Raw genomic sequence first — 20,734 nt, forward strand, 5'->3', positions numbered from 1 at the left:
CCCGAGCTACGCAAGCGGTGAATTAACGGCGCTATTCATACGCTAACGCGCGTTAACTACGAGTAATAGTATGGTTTGTTCTCACAACTGTCAAGGCGAATCGTAAAGTGAGTCGCACTACGGGCGGGCGAGGTTGCGTGAGGAGGCACGCACGATCAGACGCGGCTCAACGACGCGTTCGGTTCCGACCTGCCGGTTTGCCTCGATCAGGTCAAAACTCAGCTGCGCCTGCTGCGCCGGCTCCTGGTCGATCGAGGTGAGGAGGAACTGCGGATTCTCCGCCAGATAGGTGTTGTCGTAACTCATGACCGGGAAGTCAATACCCGGCCTGGCGCCAGATGCCTTCAGATACGCCACAACATCGATGGCCATCAGATCGTTTTGAACCAGATAACACGTCGCCTCGCGTGACGTCAGTTCTCCTAAACGCCCATCGCGGATCGTGTAGTGCTCCAGTTGCAGCCCAGCCGCATCTGTTTCCTGCTCGATGGCAGCAAGACGATAGCGTGTAGACGCATCGGTCTGATCATTTGTCACGTACACCACCTGCGTACAGCCGGTGTCGACCGCGTGGTGCGCAATCAGGCGCGCTGCTTTGAATTCATCAATATGAACCGTGCTGATGAGCTCATGCGTCAAGGGAACACCGGCGGCAACAACCGGGTAGCGTTCGGCAATCGACTGGTAGATCTGGGAGTCCTGATCGGGGGTGACCAGGATGATGCCACGCACACGTAACTGATCGAATTGGTCCAGCAACCGCTCCAGACGCCCCAGATGCCCGGCAGCTGTCGCGGCCAAGGTGAGCAAACCGCGCCGATCTGCTTCATTCTGGTAGGCGGAGACGAGCGATTCGAAATATGGGTTGCGCAAATTGGGCAGCACCACGCCCACCAGAGTGCTTCGAGCTGATGCCAGAGTCGCGGCCGTGAAGTTTCGGCTATAGCCCAGTTCTCGCGCGACTTTCTGGATTCTCTCCACGGTCTCTGGCGCTACGCGGCCAGAGCCTGACAGTGCGAGGGAGACCAGTCCGCGTGAAACGCCTGCCGCTTTGGCGACATCAGCTTGCCGAACCGGTTTCATGTGACTTCTCCCCTGCTTGTCGATGCACGCTTGACCAACTTGGTCGGCACTGCTATTTCCACGTCATCAGTCCGGCCTTCGCGGCGTTCCAATACCAGCCGAACAGCCAGCTTACTGAGCTGCTCAGCTTCCTGATCCACTGACGTCAATTCGGTTCCAGGGAAACGTGCCAAATATGTATTGTCGAATCCGGCCACACCAACATCCTGGCCGATCGTCAGCCCTGCCTGCAGCAGGACAGAGATGACGCGGAACGCCGTCATATCGTTGTGTGCAACGATTCCAAAGCCTGAGCCATACCGAGCGATGATGTCCTTTACGGTGGTGACGATGTCCTGATCTGAGACCACACGGGTCAGCACGTCCTGTCCGCGTGATGTCACGACTGACGCGTACCCCGCCTGCCTCAGTGAGGCCGTTTCACTCTCCATATCGATGTCGGTACAAATATGGATAACGGGTGCGTATCCCTCGTCCATCAGATCCCCGGTGACGAGGGCACTCCCGCCCTCGTCATCTGCGCGAACCAGATCGATACCGGCAGGCGCTGACGAGGCTGTGAGGATCACAGCGGGTGTTCCCCGTGTCAATGCGGCCAGTTCGTGAGCTTTATGGCGCGGCGACACGAGCAATAATCCGTCGACCCCGAAGTCAAGGAAGCGTTCGATCGCGGATTTTTCGCGTGCAGAATCGGAGGTGGCGATAAACAGCCCCAGGCGTTCAGCGTCGCACGCCTCGCGCGTTTGCTGAGCCAACACGGCATAAAACGGGTTGTTGAGGTTCGGGAGCAGCATTCCGATGACGCCGCTGGATGCTGTCGCCAAGGAGCGTGCTGTCGCATTGACGCGATATCCGCTCTTTTCTATCGCCTTGAGGACTGCCTGGCGTGACGAGGGCGCCACTCTCGGATCATCATTGACAACCAGCGAGACTGTCTGACGGGAAACCCCCGCCATGCGAGCAACATCTGTCTGTGTGATCCGCATGCGGGGGCCTTCCTGTGAGTCTGGACTGTCCTCCAGCTTATCGAGCATCCGGAAACTCGGAGCGCAGACGCTCCAAGACCCGCGTATTCATCTCATCGGCCCATTCATGCCACCCAAAGATGCACACGGAGAAGACTCCATCGAAGTTGACCTCGCGCAGTGCGTCGAACAGTTCGCTCCAGTTGACCTCGCCCTGGCCGATTTCATTGTGCTGGTGGACTCGGGCGTCAACACCGGGCGGGTTGACGATGTAGCGGTTACCGTCATTGGCCGCGTGGTTGTAGGCATCGGCCACGTGCACCTCGCGCAGCTTCGGTGCGCAGTGTTTGATCATCCGTTCGATGTCGCCCTTGCCTTCGGAGATATGGAATGTGTGAGGCCCGCAGTACTCGTAGCCGATCCAGTCCTTGTTGACGCCGCGGATGATGGAATAGGCCTCGTCGTGAGTTTCGACAAAATCGTAAGGGTGCGGCTCCATCGCCAGCTGGATGCCGTATTTTTCGAAGTCACCAGACAGCTCGTCAATCGACTTGTACCACTGGTGTTCACACTGGACGAGGGTGTTGGGGTTGCCGGAGAACTCGGAGACTATTTTGCGCACGTCCAGGCGGTCAGCAGCTTCGAGCAGGGAGCGCCAGTTGCGCACCTGCGCCTGACGTTCCTGTTCGTCAACAGATGACCAGTTAAAGACCGGGTTGAGAGTCTCGATCTTCACTCCCGTATCTTTTTCAGCTTTCTTGAGCTCGTCAATGAGGTCGTCATCCCACTTCGGATGGCGCTGCCAAAAGTGGAACTCTGTGTTGGGTGATAGCTCGACGTAGTTGAAACCAAGCTCACGAGCCTTATGCAGGGTCTGAGCCGTTGACATGGAGCGGTAATACATGTTCGGATCAAGTGCGATGTGAACCATTGCGTCCCTTTCGATGTGAAAAATGTGCGGTGTAAGGATCTGACTCCGTTTGTCGGTCCTGCATTAACGCGCGTTAAATCGGTAGTTCCAATGTAGCTGTTTTACACACGAACTTCAATAGCGCGGCGAGTCCAGCGAGGCGCTCCCAGGTATAAACAGATCCGGTGAGCGCCCCACTGTCTGTCTCAGGCGTAGAAATCAGGCTTGTCGATCATGCTGACTCGAACAACCTCCCCGCCCTTTTCCTGCGATTCCAGTGCTGCGTTGACAACGGCAGTTGCCGCGTACCCGTCCCACGCCGTCGATCCAGTGTGTTCATCGCGCGCTACTGCGTTGATCCACGCCTGTACTTCCGCGTTGAACGCTGTCTGGAAGCGATCAATGTGCGATCGACAGATCGGATTACGGTTGCCAGCCATGTCGCGGATGCGGATGCCCTCCTGATCTCCGAGGCGCACTGCCGCCGTCTCCAGGACGACTTCACACTCGATGGAGTATCCCCACTGCAGACTGACGTTAACTTCATCATCGAGGCGAATGCCGGAATCTGTGTACATGACCAACACGATGGGCTCATGCAGATCCTCGCGCGCCTTGGTGGTCTGACGTACCGGATCGACGCGAACCTCCACGATTTCTTCGCCCGTCATCCAGCGCATGGTGTCGATCTCGTGGATTGCCGTGTCATCGATGAGCATGCGCGATGAGTAGTTCTCTGGCACACTCGGGTTGCGATGCCTGTTGTGCACCATGAGGATCGGACCGTTTTCACCGGCATCGGCAATAGCCTTGATCGAATTGTAGGCAGGATCGAAGCGGCGCATGAATCCCACGGTAGTCAGGCGCTTACCTGCCTTCTGTTCGGCGTCCATAATGGCCAGACAGTCCTCGGTAGTCGTCGCCAGCGGTTTTTCACAGAGTACATATTTGCCAGCTTCGATCGCGTTGATCACGTCGGGGGCGTGCACACGGCCGAAGGTGGCAATCAGCACTGCATCAACATTCGGATCTGCAATCAGTTCCTGGCCTGACGCATACGCTGTCCCACCAACCGCATCTGCGACCTGCTGCGCGGCCTCCAGGTTGACATCTGCGGCTGCAACAATCTGCCCCCCTGACAAGTCATTGATGATGCGCTCGACATGGGCCCGCCCCATTCCGCCGCAACCAATCACACCGATTCGCACGGTCATCGTCTTCCTCCTATTTGTTCCGATTTGCTAGAGCGTGCCAAGGCCAATGGAGGCCAGATATTCGCGCGTCTTAATGGCATTGGGCAGCGGGAAATCAGGTGCACACGGGTACATGTCCTGCTCGCACACGCAGTAGATCTCTCGATCAAGTTCCGAGAGCGCGTCAATGAGCTGAACCATGTCGGGGGCGCCGGCAGGTGGACGCACTGCTGCTCCCTTCGCGACCGCCTCGCCAAATGGCCAATCCTTCTCATGGGCTTCACGTGCAATGTCCATGTCGAAGGACTTGATATGCACATAGGTAATGCGCTCGGGGTACTTCTTGATCATTTCGATCGGGTCGCCTCCGCCGTAGACGATGTGTCCGGTATCGAGGCAGAGGTTGACATACCGAGGATCGGTGGCATCGAATATGCGGTAGATCTCTTCGGGGGTCTCAATGTGGGAATCGCCGTGCGGATGCAGCACCATTTTCAGACCATAATCATCAAGCAGCAATTGTCCCAGCTTGTTGGCGTTTTCGATGTAGAGCTTCCAGGTGTCTGGATCCAGCACACGATCATCCGTCCATTCCCACGTCTTATCATCGCGGTACAGCGGAGGCAGGTGCACCATGTATTCGGCGCCCACCGCGGCAGCCGTTTCCGCCATCTCACGGAAATGGCGCTCAGTTTCTGGCCATGCTTCCTTCTTGTGCAGGATGCCCCACCCTGTACCTGAGACGACCTTGAAGCCAAATTCATCAGTCCACTTGGTCAGCTCCTTGGGATCAGTCGGGAAGTATCCCCACGGTCCGGTTTCAAGAATCTCAAAGCCTGCCTCGGCCATTTCCTTCATCGCCTGGCGTGGCTCGATCTGCTTGTCATCTTCGGCAAACCACACTCCCCACTGGTCGGGACACACCCCCACGACCAATTTGGAGTATTTCGGGTTTTCGGTGTTCCTGGATTTTCCGCTCATCATTGAACCTTTCTCTTCAGCGCACCTGCCTGAATGGGCTCACGTCGCTCTTCTTTCACCCTTTTGGCGCGCGCCAAACGTGTATCGCGCATCACTGACTTATTCAAGTGAAAGTCACACATTTGTCGCTACATTCCCCAAATCCCTCTACATCAGGCTATTTACCATCATGAAGGGCCTCAAATTTGGAGTAGTGCACCACAATTGACACTTTGTACTAGCAATCGCCAGATGTATACGTTACTGTAATGACCGTACGAGCGAGGTGAGCCTCCTCGGACACGCCATGCACTAGGTGGTGCGAATGCCCACCAAGGCATATCGCGCCCGAGTTGAAGGAGAAACGCTTTGCAGATGATGCAGGCTGAGGCTTATGCCCCAGCGATTTCACTCTCATTGCTCAGCCGCGACTGCTCCATATCCCACGGACAGCGCCATTCTTTCACGCCTGCACCTACTTGCTGCAGACGATCCTGAGACGAATTATCCGCGAGGCCTCGCACACTTTCTCAGATCATCCCACTGACTTCCATAAACAGAATCCGCTATGCCTGGAACCTCAGACGTGAGGGAAGAAACGACATTAATCACGAAAAAACGAGTCTGAGACGGCATATTCAGAAAGGAAAATTCCACAATGACTGCACTCGTTGACACCAGCATGACCATGCCAGCAATCCGCGAGCAGGAGTACGCCCACAGCGGCACCTTTACAATTGTCCTGACGGTTCTGCTTGCTCTGGCCGCCGTCCTGGCAATCGCCGGCCTGTTCGTTAACCCAGCGCTGACCATCGCAACCGGTCTGGCCACCTCGATCCTGACACCAGTCGTGGTCGTCCGCCAGATCCTGAAAGCGGCTGACCAGATCTGATCTGGTCGCACGACGCATCAAGCGCGGCAGCAGGAACACACCCGTTGCCGCGCTTGCTTTATGTCTTAAGACGCGAGCAGCGGTAGGCGACTGAGCCCAGTCCCCTACCGCCCGCTCGTCATCTTCACAGGTAAAGGCGCTGCGTTGCCTTCTTCTCTTCGTACTCCTTGCGAGCCTCGGTGGTCGAATCGATGCGCGAAACCTCGGCCACTGCAACATCCCACCAACTTGAGCTCGGCGGGTTCGGTCCGTACAGGTCAGTTTCGATGTGGATCATCGTCGCCCTGTCGGATGCTTCGGCCTTGCGGTAGGCATCGCGGAACTCGTCCATCGTTGTCACGCGCAGTACGTCCAGGCCCCATGATTCAGCATTCTTGGCGATATCGACCGGCAGGTTGTCACCCGGCTCGTTGTGCGCATTGCCTGCACCCATCGTGTAACGGGTGCCGAACCTCTGGGATCCGTGCGACTCTGACAGCGCGCCGATCGAGGCGAAGCCGTGGTTCTGCAACAGGACATAGATGACTTTCACGCGCTCCTGAACGACGGTGGCCAGTTCCATCGGCAGCATCTGATAGGTACCGTCACCGACGATTGCGACAACCTCGGAATCAGGATGAGCCAGCTTAACACCCAAGCCGGCTGGGATTTCATATCCCATGGTCGAGAAGGCGTACTCCACGTGATACTGCGTCGGGTTCTTCGCCTGCCACAGTGCCTGCAGGTCGCCGGGCATAGATCCGGCAGCGTTGATGACGATGTCGTTGTCACCCATCATCTCGTTCAGTGCGCCGAAGACCTCCAGCTGGGAGGGCAATGGCTGATGATCAAGGTGGTACAGCTCCTTCGTGGTTTTCTCCCACGCTGCCTTCTCATCAGCGATCCTGTGCGAGTACTTATCATCGACATGCCAGCCATCAAGCGCGCCGGTCAGTGCGACAAGTGCCTCTCGCGCGTCAGCCACCAGCATTTCTCCAGCATTCTTCACTGCATCGAAGGGCTTGACGTTGATGTTGACAAATGCGACATCCGGGTTCTTGAACTGGGTGTGCGAAGCTGTCGTGAAGTCCGAGTAGCGTGTGCCCACACCGATGATCAGGTCAGCTTCGTCAGCCAGGTGGTTCGCACTGTCGCAGCCCGTCGATCCCACGCCGCCGACGGCCTGAGGGTGATCGAAGTTGATCGCACCCTTGCCTGCCTGAGTGTCAGAGACCGGCATCCCGGTCGCGGCCGCAAAGTCACGCAGGGCCTGGGATGCCTCGGAATACTTCACCCCACCGCCGGCAACAACCAGCGGCTTTTTCGAAGCCTTAATGGCGTCAACCGCACGATCCAGCGACGCCTGGTCCAACGGAGCGCGACGAATGTGCCACACGCGCTTGCGGAACGCCTTGACCGGGAAGTCATACGCCTCGGCCTGCACGTCCTGAGGCAACGCCAGCGTCACTGCACCCGTATCGGCCGGGTCAGTCAGCGCACGGAAAGCCTGCATGAGTGACGGGAGCAGCTGTTCAGGACGATTGATCCGATCGAAGAACACGCTGACCGGGCGGAACGCATCGTTGACCGAGGTATCCAGTGTCTGCGCGTTCTCAACCTGCTGCAGCACGGGATCGGGGTAACGGGTGGCGAAAATATCACTGGGGAACAGCAGAACCGGCAGACGGTTCGTCGTGGCCAGTGCGGCGCCTGTGACCATATTCAGTGCGCCAGGTCCGATCGAAGACGTGCATGCGAAGATACGCTGACGGTTGGTCGCCTTGGCGTAGGCGGCAGCCGCGTTGACCATTCCCTGCTCGTTGCGCGGCATGATGTAGGGCAGGGATCCGCCATCGGGTTCGGGGTCCAGCTCGTTTTGCAACAAAGCCTGTCCGATTCCCAGGACGTTGCCGTGACCGAAAATGCCGAATGCACCGGAGACAAAGCGATGTTCTTCCCCGTCATGCTCGACGTACTGGTTCACCAGGAAACGGACGATTGCCTGTCCAACTGTGAGGCGTACTGTTTCTTCGTTGGCCATTACTTCACCTCTGATTCTTTAATCGGGAAGAACGGGACTCGTTCGTCAATGTCGAGCCCTTCCCATTCCTGTCGCATCCACGTGTGGACCGGGTCATCTGTCATGAGCCATACTGAGTCTTCAGCCGGGCCGCCCATCACGTTGAGATAGTACATGTCGTATCCGGGCGCAGCTGCCGACGGACCGTGGTAGCCATGAGGCACGATAACGGTGTCACCGGAGCGCACTTCGGTACACACATCGATCGGGTGTCCCGGCGAATCATAGACGCGCTGCAGGCCCAGGCCCTCAGTTTTTTCGTCGCTGCCGGACAGGCCACCCTCGCGAATCTCGAAGTAGTAAATCTCTTCAAGGACGCGTTCAGTCTCTGTGTGCTCATCGTGCTTGTGAGGCGGGTAGGAGGACCAGTTGCCGCCGGGGGTCAGCACTTCGGTGACCAGCAGGTGCGACGTTTCCACCTCATTGCCGAGGGCGTAGTTGTTCACCTGTCGAGTCCAGTTCCCGGAACCACGAATGCCGCTGTTGACTTCGTCAATCGGGCAGTACCGCACGGGCAGATCTCTGGCCGCCTTGGTTGCCGGCAACGCAAAGCGGCCGTCGGTCGTTGCGGTGAGCGTGAATTCCTTGCCGCGCGGGATGTAGATGTAGTCGGTGACTCCGGTCCAGATGGATTCGCGGCCAGCTAGCTCGTAGCGTTCGCCGTCGACCTCGACGGTTGCTGAGCCTTCGAGGGGAAGAACCAGCAGTTCTTCGCCCTCGGTGTCGACTTTCTGGGACTCGCCTGCTTTGAGCGCGACGACGCGCAGCGAGCACCATTCCCAGCCAGCACGTTCAGCGGAAATCGAGGTCTGGAACTTGCCTTCGGCCGTGGATCCGGCCTTGATGACGTATTTTTCGTTGTCGTTCACAGTAACTCCACAGTATTGTCGACAGCTTTGGTGACATCGCCATCGGTCGGGAACAGAAGGGACCGCCCGATGACCAGGCCAAAGACGTTCGGTTGTTGCAGGGCGACGTGCCACTTCTCCAGTGTCACGTCAGCATCCTTGGACACCTCGCCGCCCAGGATCAGCGACGGTAGTGTCGCAGCTTCCATGACGCGCTCCATGTCATCGACACATGGCAACTTCAACCAAGTATAGGCGGATGTGCGACCCAGGCCCGAAGCAATAGCCATCGACTTGATGACGGCATCAGGAGTCAGGTCGTTCACGACGGAGCCGTCCACCCACTTCGACATGAAGGGTTCGATCATGGTGACCAGTCCCCTGTCCGACATTGCGTTGATTGCATCGGCTGTCGCCTTGAGGGTGTTGGCCGTGGCGGGGTCTTCCAGGCAGATACGCGTCAGCGTCTTGCCACCGTCCAGCCTGGCCTTTTCAATGCCGTCCGGATCGTAGCAGTTGAATTGGTCGTCCATTTCGAACTTCGAGCCGCGCAAGCCCACGCGGTTCATCGAGCCGTAGACAAGTTTTCCGTCCAGAGCTCCCAGCAACGTGAGATCCTCAATCATGTCAGCCGTACCCAGGAAGCCGTTGACACCGGGTCTGCTCAATGCTTCCACGCAACGCTCGAGCACGTCGATGCGGCTGGCCATCGCCATGTCATCGCTTCCTGCTCCCAGCGCGCCGCGCGCAGGGTGGTCACAGGCGATGATCATGAGCTTGTCGCCTTTCTTCAACTCGCCCGGCTTGCGTGATTCCAAAGCTTGCGCAATCCGCTGCGGTTCATACATCCTGATCTCGGGAATTTCCCTGATAGCTACCATTTCTTCTCTCATCGTCCTACGAGCCCTATTGCTCACGGTCACTCCACCAGGATCGGTCGGGCCAGCGTTGTGCCCGTCCGGCTCTTGGTTCTTGACTACACTCATTATCTCTCACATAGTTCCCATCGTCAAGATTTTGTCAGTACAATTTAAGGTTTTCCTGTGCAGTTAGATACAACAAGAGGATTTTGACACTGGGTGAACTTCCTTTTTATTTGTCATCTCCAACCCCTTCAAAATGAGGTATCATTCGGAGTTGACATGACTAGCGTGTACACAACATGACGTGGATCCTGGCTAATGCTCCTTCACCATCGTGGCTGATGAGCACCTTTACCGCGAGAACACGACAACAGGCAGTGGGAGATTGACATGACAACTACCAAGTCAGACGAGGAACACCTCGACGAGCCCTTTATCCTCGAAATCACCATTAATCGTGACTCGCCGGTTGCTCTGCATCAGCAGATTTCTGTACCACTGGAACGCATGATCACCAAGGGTGAGATCCTGCCCGGCCAGACAATTGAGGACGAGGTGTCACTGGCGAACCGCTTGCAGATCTCCCGCCCGACGGTTCGACGCGCATTCCAGGATCTGGTGACGAAAGGACTGCTGTCGCGACGTCGCGGTGTCGGAACGCGGGTCTCCCCCAGCCCGGTTCAACGCCAGGTGAAGCTGTCAAGTCTGAACGAGGACCTCATCAAAGCCGGCCACACCACCCGCACGGAAGTCCTGCGCTACGAGGTGCGTTTTGCTGATGAGGACATCAGTAAGAAACTCGCGTGCGATGAGGGGACGGAAATTGTGTTCTTCGAGCGTTTGCGGTGGCTCGATAACTCTCGCCTTGCCTTGATGCAGAACTACGTGCCCTCCGACATTGCCCCGTCGCTGACCGACCTGGCACGCGACGGCTTCTACCATTGCCTGGCCCAATCTGGTGTCCACCTCCAGTCGGGCTATCAGCAGATCGGAGCGAAGAATGCCTCAGACTATGAGGCGGAGATTCTGCACGTTGATCCGTCGGCTGCCCTCGTCACCATGAAGCGAACGTCGTATGACGAGTCGGGGCGGATCGTCGAGTACGCGACGCACTGCTACGACGCTGCGCAGTATGCCGTGACGATGCCGCTGGTGACGGCCTAGCGCCTTTTGCCGCTTAATTTTGCGGCCAGAAAACGTAGTTGTTTCCGCCGCGAGGCTCGCCCACAGGCAGGCTGACGTCAGTGGGCAGTCGCAGATCACTGAGCCCGACGATCACGCGCTGGCCGTCAAATTGGCTCCAATATTTCAGAGTCTCGTTCTCTGAGTCGCCCTCCCAGTCGGATTCAACCAACAAAACACAGTGCGCCTTGGCCGCTTGTCTGGTTTCAATACATAGTTGACAGGTGTGTCACGTCATAGTTGACACGGTGTGGGGGCGATGTGTCGGGTCATCGTTGACAGGTGTGTCACGTCATCGTTGACACATGATTGAAACAAACAAAAACGAAGTAATCGTCTCCAGCGTTATCGAAGCAGGCATGAACATCAGCGAGGCCGTGAAGCGTTTCGGCATCTCACGCCAATGGGTCTACACCCTGATCCAGCGTTACCAACAAGACGGCCTGACAGGCCTGCAGTCCCGCTCATGCAGACCCCACCATCACCCCCACCAATGCCCACCCCACGTGGTGGATCACGTGCTGCGGTTACGCGCCACGCTGATCGAGCAAGTTCTTGATGGCGGGGCTGAAAGCATATGGGCGCGTCTTGACGAACACGAACGCCCCAGCGTGAGCACGATCTGGAGAATCCTCAAAAAGCACAACTGCGTTGTGCCTCAACCCCACAAGAAACCACGATCAGCATGGAAACGATTCGAAGCCGCAGCACCTAATGAAATGTGGTAATCCGACTTCACGCACTGGCACACTCAAACCGAGCAAGTCGAGATCATCTCCTGGCTTGATGACCACTCACGTTCCTCCTGCACGCAAGCGCACACCCGCGCATCACTGGCCCCATCGTGGTGGAAACCTTTACCACCACGACGCGCACCTACGGGTACCCGCGCTCCACACTGACCGACAACGCCATGGTCTACAGCACGCGCCACGCGCGCGGAGCACGCGCCCAAAACCGCCAACGCAACGCGTTTGAACAACTCCTTCACGACCTGTGCATCATTCAGAAAAACGGGCTCCTCGGCCATCCCACCACACAAGGAAAAATCGAACGCTACCACTACACGCTCGAAAAATGGCTCGCCGCCCAACCACCAGCCCCAACCATCACCAGCCTGCACAACCAACTCGACACATTCACCCGCATCTACAACTACGAACGCCCCCACAGAGTCTTCAACAGGCGCACCCCACACACCGTGTACACAACCACACCACCCGCACACCCCACCACCGAGCTATTCGAGAGGATCTGGCGAATATGACACGACAGTGTCGCCATCGCAGGCAAAGTCACCATGCGCCACTCAGGAAAACTCCTCCGCCTCGGCATCGGCAGACCCTACGCACACCACCCAGTCCTCATCCTCATAGCAGGCAACGACACCATCACCATCGACCGCACCATCGGAGAAATCATCGCCGAACACACCATCGACCCCACACACAAAAAGACCGGGACACCGCCAACAAACTGTCAACAATGTCCCGACACATCACAGTGGTAGGCCCAGGGGGAATCGAACCCCCAACCCACAGATTAAAAGTCCGATGCTCTGCCAACTGAGCTAAAGGCCCCTGTTACTCCAACTACAGCAGCATAGCGGCCCCACGCCCCGCCTCCAAGTTCACGGGGCACACCTCACGCACGCGCGCGGCGAGAAACAGGCAAAAAATGTGACCCCTGACCAGGCGGTGTCAAGAATGTGTCAGGAAAAATCGGCGCCGCGTCAAGAACGCGTCAGTTTTCATTCGGGCCCGGGCGACCTCGACGTTCAATAGCAGTGCCGCTCAACCGAGCGACTTCGCACGCCGGGTACCCCGGTTGCGGATCCGCCACGCCGGAGGGTTTCCGGCAGCATCATTCAGGAGCCATACCGTGCTCGACATTGTGTTTGTCGTATTGACGACCGTATTCTTCGGAGGATGCCTGGGCCTCGCATCGGCGGTGAGCCTGCTGTGACCATCCTCGATATCGCCTGGCTGCTCATCTGCGCAGCCGCAATCGTGTACGTGACCTATGCACTCATTCGACCGGAAAGGTTCGGGTAGTCATGGCGTTCATTCAAATCCTCGTTCTCATCGCGGCACTCGTCGCGGTGCATCGACCGCTCGGCGCGTACATGGCGCGCACCTTTACCTCTGAGCGCCACCTGTGGCCGGAGCGGCTCGTGTACCGCTTCGCGGGGATCCGAACAGACCGAGAGCACTCGTGGCGAATTTACCTTCGCAACATTCTCGCCGTCTCCCTCCTGAGTGTGCTCGGCCTCTACATCCTGCAGCGCGTTCAGCAGTGGCTGCCCATGGCGCACGGCCTCGGCCCCGTCGAAGAGACGCAGGCGTGGAACACGGCAACCTCGTTCGTGACCAACACGAACTGGCAGTCGTACGGCGGTGAAACGACGATGTCCCATCTCACGCAGATGCTGGGCATGTCGTTCCAGAACTTCATTTCGGCCGCCGTCGGAATCTGCGTGGCTATCGTGATCATCCGCGGTATTGCCCGCCACGGCACGGATAAGCTCGGTAACTTCTGGGTTGACCTCGTGCGCTGTAACTTCCGCATCCTTTTGCCGATCGCGTTCATCGGCGCGATCCTTCTGATCGCCGGCGGCGCCATCCAGAACTTCAACGCCGCCCAGCACGTGCACACCCTCACCGGTGGAACACAGATCATTCCCGGCGGGCCCGTCGCGAGCCAGGAAGCGATCAAGGAGCTCGGCACGAACGGTGGCGGTTTCTTCAACGCGAACTCCGCGCACCCGTTCGAGAATCCGAACGGCCTCACAAATCTCATCGAGATCTTCCTGATCCTGCTTATCCCGTTCGCCCTCCCCCGCACCTACGGAATCATGGTGGGCGACAAGCGTCAGGGCTGGGCTGTTCTCGGCGCGATGGCTGTTCTCGCGATCGGTTCGCTCGCCGCCACGACCTCCCTCCAGCTTCACTTCGCGGGCGATCATCTCGCCGCGATGGAGGGCAAGGAGGCGCGCTTCGGGATCGTCGGTTCGAGCCTGTTTGCGACCGCGACGACGCTCACCTCAACGGGCGCCGTGGACTCGATGCACTCCTCCTACGAGCCGATTTCCGGCGGCGTGTTGATCTTCAACATGCTTCTCGGTGAAATTGCGCCGGGCGGCGTCGGTTCCGGCCTGTACGGGATGCTCGTCATCGCGATCATGAGCGTGTTCATCAGCGGGCTCATGGTGGGCCGCACGCCGGTCTACATGGGTAAACGCATCGGCCCGACCGAGGTCAAGCTTTTGAGCCTGTACATCCTCGTCGTGCCCGTGCTCGTGCTCGTGGGATCGGCAGTCGCCATCGCCCTGCCGTCGACGGCGGCGTCGCTCGCCAACGGCGGCCCCCACGGCTTCAGCGAGGTGCTTTACGCGTTCACGTCGGCGTCCAACAACAATGGTTCCGCCTTCGCGGGCCTCAATGCGAACACGCCGTTCTTCAACGTGGCGCTGGGCCTCGCCATGCTGCTTGGCCGCTTCCTGCCGATGCTGTTCGTGGTGGCGCTCGCGGGCAAGCTCGCCTCCAAGAAGGTTGTCGCGACCAACCGCGGCACCCTGCGCACTCACACACCTCTCTTTGCAGGCGTCATGACCGGCATCGCGCTCATCGTGACCGGCCTGTCTTTCCTTCCGACGCTCGCTCTTGGACCACTTGCTGAAGGACTCATGTAATGACTCAGGTACAGGTGACCGACCGCGTTTCTTCGCAGCCTCACGAGGAGAAGACCGCGAATTCCGGATCAGGCTTCACGCCGCGCGCTCTTGCCAAGGCGCTCCCACAGGCGCTGCGCAAGTTGAACCCCGCGCACATGGTGCGCACGCCCGTCATGTTTATCGTCGAGATGGGCGCGCTCATCACGATCATCGTGGGCTTTTTCAAGCCGAGCGTGTTCGTGTTCTCGCTCGCGATCTGGCTGTTCCTCACGGTCGTGTTCGCGAACCTCGCCGAGGCTGTGGCTGAGGGTCGAGGTAAGGCGCAGGCCGATGCGCTCCGTTCCGCGAAGACAGCGGCCGTGGGCCGCGTGCGCCGCGAGGATGGAAGCATCGAGGAGGTTTGCGCCGCGGGTCTTCGCCCCGGTGACATCGTCGTGGTGTGTGCGGGCGAGACGATCCCGGGCGATGGCGACGTCGTCAAGGGTGCCGCGACGGTCGATGAGTCTGCGATTACGGGCGAATCTGCTCCCGTGATCCGCGAAAGCGGCGGCGACCGTTCGGCGGTCACGGGCGGCACGCGCGTCCTTTCGGACGAGATCGAGGTGCGCATAACCTCGGAGCCGGGCAACACGTTCGTGGACCGCATGATCGACCTCGTCGAGGGCGCGCAGCGGCAGAAGACCCCGAACGAGATCGCTCTTTCGGCGTTCCTTTCGGTGCTCACGCTCATCTTCTTGTTCGTCGTCGCAACGCTCGTTCCCATGGCCGATTACGCGGGCGCGAAGCAACCGATCGAGGTTCTCATCGCCCTGCTCGTGTGTCTTATCCCCACGACGATCGGCGCGCTCCTTTCGGCGATCGGTATCGCCGGCATGGATAGGCTCATGCGCCGCAACATCATGGCGACGTCGGGCCGTGCGGTCGAGGCCGCTGGCGACGTGACAACTCTGCTGTTGGACAAGACCGGCACGATCACGGTGGGTGATCGCCAGGCGAGCGCGTTCATTCCCGCCCAGGGCGTGAGCGAGGACGAGATTGCCTACGGCGCGCTATTGTCCTCTCTCGCGGACGAGACCCCCGAGGGTCGTTCGATCGTGGAGTTCGCGACGACGACCATGGGCGTTGGCCCGATTCCCGAAAACGAGTATCGAAACGCTGAGTTCATCCCGTTCAGCGCGGAAACGCGCATGAGCGGCGTGCAGCGCACTCCCGAGCACTGCATCGTCAAGGGCGCGGCTTCCGAGATCCTCAAGTGGGTCACCGCGAAGCGCGGAACCGTCACGGAGGATGTCAACGAGACTGTGCGGGAGATTTCTTCCGACGGTGGCACGGCCCTCGTCGTGGCCGAAGAGAAGGCCGGGGCCCGCCGCGTGCTCGGCAGCCTGCACCTCAAGGATGTCATCAAGGAAGGCATGACGGAGCGCTTCGCGCACCTTCGCAAGATGGGCATTCGCACCGTCATGATTACGGGCGACAACGAGCTGACGGCGCGTGCGATCGCGAAAGAGGCCGGTGTTGACGACTATCTCGCGGGTGCAAAGCCCGAGGATAAGATCGCGCTGATCCGCAGTGAGCAGCGCGGCGGCAACATGGTCGCGATGACGGGTGACGGCACGAATGACGCTCCGGCGCTTGCGCAGGCCGACGTCGGCGTGGCCATGAATACGGGCACGCAGGCCGCGAAGGAAGCGAGCAACATGGTCGATCTCGATTCGGATCCGACCAAGCTCATCGAGATTGTCGAGATCGGCAAGCAGCTTCTCATCACGCGCGGTGCTCTCACGACGTTCTCGATCGCGAATGACGTCGCGAAGTATTTCGCGATCGTTCCCGCGATGTTCGTGAGCGTGTTCCCCGGCCTCGATCTGCTCAACGTCATGCGCCTGAGTTCACCCGAGTCGGCGATCCTCTCGGCCGTGATCTTCAACGCGCTCATCATCGTTGTGCTCATTCCTCTCGCGCTCAAGGGCGTGAAGTATCGGCCGGGTTCTGCAAACCAGCTCCTCGGCCGCAACCTGCTCATCTATGGCCTGGGCGGATTCATCGTTCCGTTCATCGGGATCAAGCTCATCGACCTCGTCGTGAGCATCATTCCCGGGCTCTAACCATGAGGGCCGAGCCGCGAGGGCACCGCTTCTCGTGACCTCTCCGGCTCGGCCCCACCACCACTGTCGTTTTTCTCTCGATTGGAAAACTCATGAACTCGACACTCTCGGGCATCGTCTCCGCCATGTGGCGCTCCACGCGCATTCTTCTTGCCCTTCTCGTTGTGCTTGGCCTGTTTTATCCAGCGGCCGTGTGGGGCGCTGGCCGGGCGTTCGCTCACAATGCCGACGGTTCCATGATGAGCCTCGATGGCCGCACCGTCGGGTCGTCCCTGATCGCTCAGGACACGTCGAAGGATCCCGCCCTGTTCCACCCCCGGATGTCGGCGGACGACTACGACGGTTTGGCTTCGGGCGGCTCGAACTTGAGCCCTGTCGGCGAGGAGATCACCGCGCAGATCGCTGAGCAGCGCGCCCTTATCGCCCGCGAGAACGGCGTTGATGAGGCCGTTGTCCCCGCGGATGCGGTGACCGCGAGTAGTTCCGGTCTCGACCCGCACATCAGCCCGGAGTATGCTCTCATCCAGATCGAACGAGTGGCGAAGAACTCGGGGCTTTCGCGGTCAGCTGTTGAACAGCTCGTCAAGAAGCACACCCAGGGGCGAACCCTCGGCTTTGCAGGTGAAGAGGTCGTCAACGTCAATGACCTGAACCTCGACCTGCTTGCGGCGAAGGACCGACATGAACACGGTGCGCGGTGTACTCAAGGTGTATCTGGGGGCTGCCCCCGGCGTAGGTAAGACCTGCGCGATGCTCGAGGAGGCCCACGACCGCCTGAAGGGCGGGGAGGACGTCGTCGTGGGCGTCGTTGAAACCCACGGGCGTTCGGGGACCGCCGCGAGGCTTGAGGGGCTGCCGGTGATTCCGCCTCGGCGGGTGAGCTATCGCGGCTCGACGTATGACGAGCTTGATGTTCCGGCGATTATCGAGCGTAAGCCCGACGTCGTTCTCGTGGACGAGCTCGCTCATACCGTGCACGGCGAGGATACGACGGCGAAGCGCTGGCAGGATGTGCACCGTTTGCTCGATGCGGGCATCAACGTCATCTCAACCGTGAACATTCAGCACCTCGAGTCCCTCAACGACGTAGTCACGAACATTACGGGCCACGTGCAAAACGAGACGATTCCCGATCCGGTCCTGCGCGAAGCGGAGGAGGTCGAGCTGATCGACCTGAGCCCCGATGCGCTGCGCGTGCGGCTGCGGCAGGGGCAGGTGTACGGGCCCGCGACCGTGGATGCGGCGCTCAGCAAGTTTTTCCGCAAGGGGAACCTCACGGCGCTTCGCGAGCTCGCGCTTTTGTGGCTCGCCGATCAGGTCGACGATGGTCTCGAGAAGTACCGCAGCGAGGAAGGCATCAAGGAGCCGTGGGCGGCGCGCGAGAGGATCCTCGTGGCCGTGGGCGGCGGCCAGAAGACTGCCGCCCTCATTCGCCGTGGCCGCCGCATCGCCGGGCGGATCGCCGGCCGCGAGCTCCTCGTCGTTCACGTCCTCGCGGCGGATGGCCCGCCGCGCATGTCGCCCGAACAGATGAGCGAAGCGCGTTCCCTCACCGAATCTCTCGGCGGCTCGTGGCACGTGCTTTCGGGCGATGACGTCCCGCGCACGCTCCTCGATTTCGCCACGACCGTGAACGCGAGCCAGCTCGTTGTGGGAGCTTCGCGTCAGGGCTTCGCGCAGCGGCTGCTCATGCGGTCCACGAGCGCCACGATTATCGACGGTGCCGGCGACATCGACGTGCACATCGTCGCCGTAGACCCGCCCGCCACGCACTGGTCGGCTCCTGCGCCGTCCACGAGCCTCTCCCCCGCGCGGCTCGCGACAGGCTGGGTACTCGCGACCATTCTCACGATCGTCGTCACCCTCGCGAACCTCGCGCTCGGCGATCCCACGGCGCACCTGCCCACGGCGATTATGAGCTTCGTGCTCGCGTCCGTCGTCGTCGCCCTCGTGGGTGGCCTGTGGCCGGCTCTCGCGACGGCCATCGGCGGCGCGCTATTGCTCAACTGGTTTTTCACCGCGCCCACGCACACGCTGTCCATCACGGAACCGAAGAACATCTTCCTGCTCATCGTGTTCGTGCTCGTCGCGGTCCTCGTCGCCCAGGTCGTCGACGGCGCTGTGAGCCGCCAGCGCGAGTCCCAGGAGGCGCGCCGGCACGCGCAGCTCATGACGGAGCTTGCCCGCTCCGTGATCCGCGACGGGATCGGCATTCAGGAGATCCTCGAGCAGATCGCCACAACGTTCGGCCAGGATGGCGTCGCCCTCGCCACCGTCGAGGGCACGACGCTCGTGCCCGAGTACGAAGTGGGCATCCGGATCGAATCGGTCACGCTCGCCGACGAAGCCTTTTCGCTCGACGACCAGCACGTTCTCGCCCTCGTTGGCCGCCCGCTCACGTCGAGTGAGCAGCAACTCCTCGAAGCCTATTCGGGCCGGCTCGTGAGCCTCATGACCCAGGAGCAGCTCAACCGGACCCGCACGCAGGCCCGGCAGCTCGAGGCCGCGAACTCCGTGCGTACGGCGCTTTTGACGGCCGTCTCGCACGACTTGCGCACCCCGCTCGCGACGATTAAAACGGCCGTCTCCGGTCTCCTCCTCGACGACGTTGATCTTCCCCGCGACGCACAGGTGGAGCTTCTGCGCACGATCGAATCGTCCTCGGACAGGCTGGATCGGATCGTCGCGGACCTCCTGGATATGTCGCGCATCCACACGAATAAGCTCAAGGTTAAGGCAGTCACCATCGGACCCGCCGAACTGGTTGCCCAAACCCTCCGCCACATGGACCCCTCCCTCGTGCCGCCTTCGCTCGACGAGCGCGTCCCGCGCGAACTGCCGGCAATCACGACGGATGCGGCGCTCATGGAACGCGTGCTCGAGAACCTCATCAGCAACGCCGCCAAACACACCGACTCGGGGGTCACGATCGACGCGACACAGGATGACGAGCGTATCCTCATTCGCGTGATCGATTACGGACCCGGCCTCACCGAGGAGAGCAAGGCGCGCCTGTTCACGCCCTTCACGCGCTTCGGTGACACGACGAACAGCCACGGGCTTGGCCTCGGCGCCGCGGTTGCGCGCGGGCTCGCGGAAGGCGTGGGCGGCACGCTCACCGCCGACGATACTCCAGGAGGTGGGCTCACAATGGTGTTGTCACTGCCGCTCACGATCACCCCAGCCACCACCGACAGTGTGCCCACCCCCGCACACGAGACCACCACCGTTGGGAGCGCGTCATGATTCTCATCGTCGAGGACGATCCGGCACTGGCCAGGGCCATGACCGTTAACCTCACGGCCCGCAAATACCAGGTGCTCACGGCAACGACCGGGGAGGAGGCGCTCGTCATGGTCGCCGACAACCCGATCGAGGCCGTCCTCCTCGACCTCGGCCTGCCGCACATGAGCGGCCTCGACGTCATCGACGGGATCCGCGGCTGGTCAGACGTCCCGATCATCGTCGTGACCGCCCGCCACGAAACCTACACGAAGATCGAGGCGCTCGATCGCGGCGCCGACGACTACGTGACCAAGCCCTTCGCGCTCGGGGAGCTCCTTGCGCGTTTGCGCGCCAACCTCAGGCGGCGAACGTCGGGCTCCCCCTCCCCCGTCGTGACCACCACCGACGGTCGCCTCACGATCGACCTCGCCGCAAAAACCGCGACCGTCAACGGCACGCCCGTGCGCCTAACCCCGCACGAGTGGGGCATCGTGAGCTACCTCGTGAACCACCCCAATCAGCTCGTGCGCAAGGACGAACTGCTCGAGAACGTGTGGGGCCCCGAATACACGAACGGGGCCGGCTACGTGCGCGTCTACATGTCGCAGATCCGCCAGAAACTCGAGGAGGATTCCTCCGCCCCGCGCTACTTCCTCACCGAGCCGGGCCTCGGCCACCGCTTCGTGCTTGGCAGCTAGCGTCAACGCGGTGAGTAGCTCGCGACCAGTCGCGCACACATCGCGCTATAAAGCGTTGCTCACAGGCTGGCTCCGAGT

The 20,734-nt window shown here is 60.1% G+C and carries 19 protein-coding genes and 1 tRNA gene; 10 read left to right on the forward strand and 10 right to left on the reverse strand.

What is annotated here, in order from left to right:
* Positions 1-117 precede the first annotated feature (117 nt).
* The 5 genes from AC1EJZ_RS03880 to AC1EJZ_RS03900 form a co-directional block, all read right to left on the reverse strand.
* Positions 118-1,083: a LacI family DNA-binding transcriptional regulator gene (locus AC1EJZ_RS03880; protein ID WP_058236531.1), complete on the reverse strand. Its 966-nt coding sequence runs from the start codon at positions 1,081-1,083 to the stop codon at positions 118-120.
* On the reverse strand, positions 1,080-2,069 hold the full coding sequence (locus AC1EJZ_RS03885) for a LacI family DNA-binding transcriptional regulator (RefSeq protein WP_074026178.1): 990 nt from the start codon (positions 2,067-2,069) through the stop codon (positions 1,080-1,082). The genes AC1EJZ_RS03880 and AC1EJZ_RS03885 overlap by 4 nt, the downstream gene beginning before the upstream one ends.
* A gap of 37 nt (positions 2,070-2,106) precedes the next feature.
* Entirely contained in the window at positions 2,107-2,979 is an 873-nt protein-coding gene (locus AC1EJZ_RS03890) for a sugar phosphate isomerase/epimerase family protein (protein ID WP_070726532.1), read from the reverse strand.
* 185 nt (positions 2,980-3,164) lie between these two features.
* Positions 3,165-4,172 carry a Gfo/Idh/MocA family protein gene (locus AC1EJZ_RS03895; RefSeq protein ID WP_480293988.1) on the reverse strand — a complete coding sequence of 336 codons (1,008 nt, stop codon included), beginning with the start codon at positions 4,170-4,172 and terminating at the stop codon, positions 3,165-3,167.
* A gap of 27 nt (positions 4,173-4,199) precedes the next feature.
* Positions 4,200-5,132, reverse strand: coding sequence for a TIM barrel protein (locus tag AC1EJZ_RS03900; RefSeq protein ID WP_058236875.1), 933 nt, complete (start codon positions 5,130-5,132; stop codon positions 4,200-4,202).
* Positions 5,133-5,769: 637 nt separating this feature from the next.
* Here AC1EJZ_RS03900 and AC1EJZ_RS03905 point away from each other — a divergent pair.
* Positions 5,770-6,003: a hypothetical protein gene (locus AC1EJZ_RS03905; RefSeq protein ID WP_058236527.1), complete on the forward strand. Its 234-nt coding sequence runs from the start codon at positions 5,770-5,772 to the stop codon at positions 6,001-6,003.
* Between the two features lie 124 nt (positions 6,004-6,127).
* On the opposite strand, the gene iolD is transcribed toward AC1EJZ_RS03905, so the two are convergent.
* The 3 genes from iolD to AC1EJZ_RS03920 are packed head-to-tail and all read right to left on the reverse strand — an operon-like array spanning position 6,128 to position 9,791.
* Positions 6,128-8,023 carry a 3D-(3,5/4)-trihydroxycyclohexane-1,2-dione acylhydrolase (decyclizing) gene (gene iolD / locus AC1EJZ_RS03910; RefSeq protein WP_070726528.1) on the reverse strand — a complete coding sequence of 632 codons (1,896 nt, stop codon included), beginning with the start codon at positions 8,021-8,023 and terminating at the stop codon, positions 6,128-6,130.
* The gene (gene iolB, locus AC1EJZ_RS03915; RefSeq protein WP_070726526.1) at positions 8,023-8,931 is read right to left on the reverse strand and encodes a 5-deoxy-glucuronate isomerase; all 909 of its coding nucleotides are present in this window, start codon (positions 8,929-8,931) and stop codon (positions 8,023-8,025) included. Before iolB ends, iolD begins: the two co-directional genes overlap by 1 nt.
* A complete protein-coding gene (locus AC1EJZ_RS03920) occupies positions 8,928-9,791 on the reverse strand; it encodes a Cgl0159 family (beta/alpha)8-fold protein (RefSeq protein ID WP_058236524.1) in 864 nt (287 codons plus the stop codon). The genes iolB and AC1EJZ_RS03920 overlap by 4 nt, the downstream gene beginning before the upstream one ends.
* A gap of 372 nt (positions 9,792-10,163) precedes the next feature.
* On the opposite strand from AC1EJZ_RS03920, the gene AC1EJZ_RS03925 reads away from it, so the two are divergent.
* The 3 genes from AC1EJZ_RS03925 to AC1EJZ_RS03935 all read left to right on the forward strand — a co-directional run bounded on the left by AC1EJZ_RS03925 (position 10,164) and on the right by AC1EJZ_RS03935 (position 12,222).
* Positions 10,164-10,937 carry a GntR family transcriptional regulator gene (locus AC1EJZ_RS03925; protein ID WP_070726524.1) on the forward strand — a complete coding sequence of 258 codons (774 nt, stop codon included), beginning with the start codon at positions 10,164-10,166 and terminating at the stop codon, positions 10,935-10,937.
* 323 nt (positions 10,938-11,260) lie between these two features.
* Positions 11,261-11,683, forward strand: coding sequence for a helix-turn-helix domain-containing protein (locus AC1EJZ_RS03930; protein ID WP_092648490.1), 423 nt, complete (start codon positions 11,261-11,263; stop codon positions 11,681-11,683).
* Positions 11,684-11,799: 116 nt separating this feature from the next.
* Positions 11,800-12,222, forward strand: a complete 423-nt coding sequence (locus AC1EJZ_RS03935) for an integrase core domain-containing protein (RefSeq protein WP_480293989.1) — start codon at positions 11,800-11,802, stop codon at positions 12,220-12,222.
* Between the two features lie 42 nt (positions 12,223-12,264).
* Here the strand turns inward: AC1EJZ_RS03935 and AC1EJZ_RS03940 are convergent, their stop codons facing one another.
* Complete coding sequence (locus AC1EJZ_RS03940) at positions 12,265-12,387, reverse strand: hypothetical protein (protein ID WP_257590411.1); 123 nt, start codon at positions 12,385-12,387, stop codon at positions 12,265-12,267.
* A 72-nt stretch (positions 12,388-12,459) separates the two neighbouring features.
* Positions 12,460-12,535, reverse strand: a tRNA-Lys gene (locus AC1EJZ_RS03945).
* 348 nt (positions 12,536-12,883) lie between these two features.
* On the opposite strand from AC1EJZ_RS03945, the gene AC1EJZ_RS03950 reads away from it, so the two are divergent.
* The 6 genes from AC1EJZ_RS03950 to AC1EJZ_RS03975 all read left to right on the forward strand — a co-directional run bounded on the left by AC1EJZ_RS03950 (position 12,884) and on the right by AC1EJZ_RS03975 (position 20,656).
* On the forward strand, positions 12,884-13,009 hold the full coding sequence (locus AC1EJZ_RS03950) for a potassium-transporting ATPase subunit F (protein WP_082628504.1): 126 nt from the start codon (positions 12,884-12,886) through the stop codon (positions 13,007-13,009).
* A 2-nt stretch (positions 13,010-13,011) separates the two neighbouring features.
* Positions 13,012-14,646, forward strand: a complete 1,635-nt coding sequence (kdpA, locus tag AC1EJZ_RS03955; protein ID WP_058236519.1) for a potassium-transporting ATPase subunit KdpA — start codon at positions 13,012-13,014, stop codon at positions 14,644-14,646.
* Complete coding sequence (kdpB, locus tag AC1EJZ_RS03960; protein WP_480293990.1) at positions 14,646-16,733, forward strand: potassium-transporting ATPase subunit KdpB; 2,088 nt, start codon at positions 14,646-14,648, stop codon at positions 16,731-16,733. The genes kdpA and kdpB overlap by 1 nt, the downstream gene beginning before the upstream one ends.
* Positions 16,734-16,825: 92 nt before the next feature.
* Positions 16,826-17,473 (forward strand): potassium-transporting ATPase subunit C, encoded by a 648-nt coding sequence (locus tag AC1EJZ_RS03965; RefSeq protein WP_480293991.1) that lies wholly within the window; start codon positions 16,826-16,828, stop codon positions 17,471-17,473.
* Positions 17,415-19,979 carry a DUF4118 domain-containing protein gene (locus tag AC1EJZ_RS03970; protein ID WP_480293992.1) on the forward strand — a complete coding sequence of 855 codons (2,565 nt, stop codon included), beginning with the start codon at positions 17,415-17,417 and terminating at the stop codon, positions 19,977-19,979. Before AC1EJZ_RS03965 ends, AC1EJZ_RS03970 begins: the two co-directional genes overlap by 59 nt.
* A complete protein-coding gene (locus tag AC1EJZ_RS03975; protein WP_092648488.1) occupies positions 19,976-20,656 on the forward strand; it encodes a response regulator in 681 nt (226 codons plus the stop codon). Before AC1EJZ_RS03970 ends, AC1EJZ_RS03975 begins: the two co-directional genes overlap by 4 nt.
* Positions 20,657-20,734 lie beyond the last annotated feature (78 nt).

This window comes from Pauljensenia sp. C0170B5, from assembly GCF_056590195.1.

Excerpts from the sequence above, each read along its gene's own strand:
- AC1EJZ_RS03925 (WP_070726524.1), top strand. The coding sequence starts at position 10,164 with ATGACAACTACCAAGTCAGACGAGGAACACCTCGACGAGCCCTTTATC.
- kdpB (WP_480293990.1), top strand. The coding sequence starts at position 14,646 with ATGACTCAGGTACAGGTGACCGACCGCGTTTCTTCGCAGCCTCACGAG.
- AC1EJZ_RS03900 (WP_058236875.1), bottom strand. The coding sequence starts at position 5,132 with ATGAGCGGAAAATCCAGGAACACCGAAAACCCGAAATACTCCAAATTG.
- AC1EJZ_RS03890 (WP_070726532.1), bottom strand. The coding sequence starts at position 2,979 with ATGGTTCACATCGCACTTGATCCGAACATGTATTACCGCTCCATGTCA.
- AC1EJZ_RS03975 (WP_092648488.1), top strand. The coding sequence starts at position 19,976 with ATGATTCTCATCGTCGAGGACGATCCGGCACTGGCCAGGGCCATGACC.
- AC1EJZ_RS03965 (WP_480293991.1), top strand. The coding sequence starts at position 16,826 with ATGAACTCGACACTCTCGGGCATCGTCTCCGCCATGTGGCGCTCCACG.
- AC1EJZ_RS03895 (WP_480293988.1), bottom strand. The coding sequence starts at position 4,172 with ATGACCGTGCGAATCGGTGTGATTGGTTGCGGCGGAATGGGGCGGGCC.
- AC1EJZ_RS03950 (WP_082628504.1), top strand. The coding sequence starts at position 12,884 with ATGCCTGGGCCTCGCATCGGCGGTGAGCCTGCTGTGACCATCCTCGAT.
- kdpA (WP_058236519.1), top strand. The coding sequence starts at position 13,012 with ATGGCGTTCATTCAAATCCTCGTTCTCATCGCGGCACTCGTCGCGGTG.
- AC1EJZ_RS03930 (WP_092648490.1), top strand. The coding sequence starts at position 11,261 with ATGATTGAAACAAACAAAAACGAAGTAATCGTCTCCAGCGTTATCGAA.
- AC1EJZ_RS03885 (WP_074026178.1), bottom strand. The coding sequence starts at position 2,069 with ATGCGGATCACACAGACAGATGTTGCTCGCATGGCGGGGGTTTCCCGT.
- AC1EJZ_RS03970 (WP_480293992.1), top strand. The coding sequence starts at position 17,415 with ATGAACACGGTGCGCGGTGTACTCAAGGTGTATCTGGGGGCTGCCCCC.
- AC1EJZ_RS03880 (WP_058236531.1), bottom strand. The coding sequence starts at position 1,083 with ATGAAACCGGTTCGGCAAGCTGATGTCGCCAAAGCGGCAGGCGTTTCA.
- iolD (WP_070726528.1), bottom strand. The coding sequence starts at position 8,023 with ATGGCCAACGAAGAAACAGTACGCCTCACAGTTGGACAGGCAATCGTC.
- AC1EJZ_RS03920 (WP_058236524.1), bottom strand. The coding sequence starts at position 9,791 with ATGGTAGCTATCAGGGAAATTCCCGAGATCAGGATGTATGAACCGCAG.
- AC1EJZ_RS03905 (WP_058236527.1), top strand. The coding sequence starts at position 5,770 with ATGACTGCACTCGTTGACACCAGCATGACCATGCCAGCAATCCGCGAG.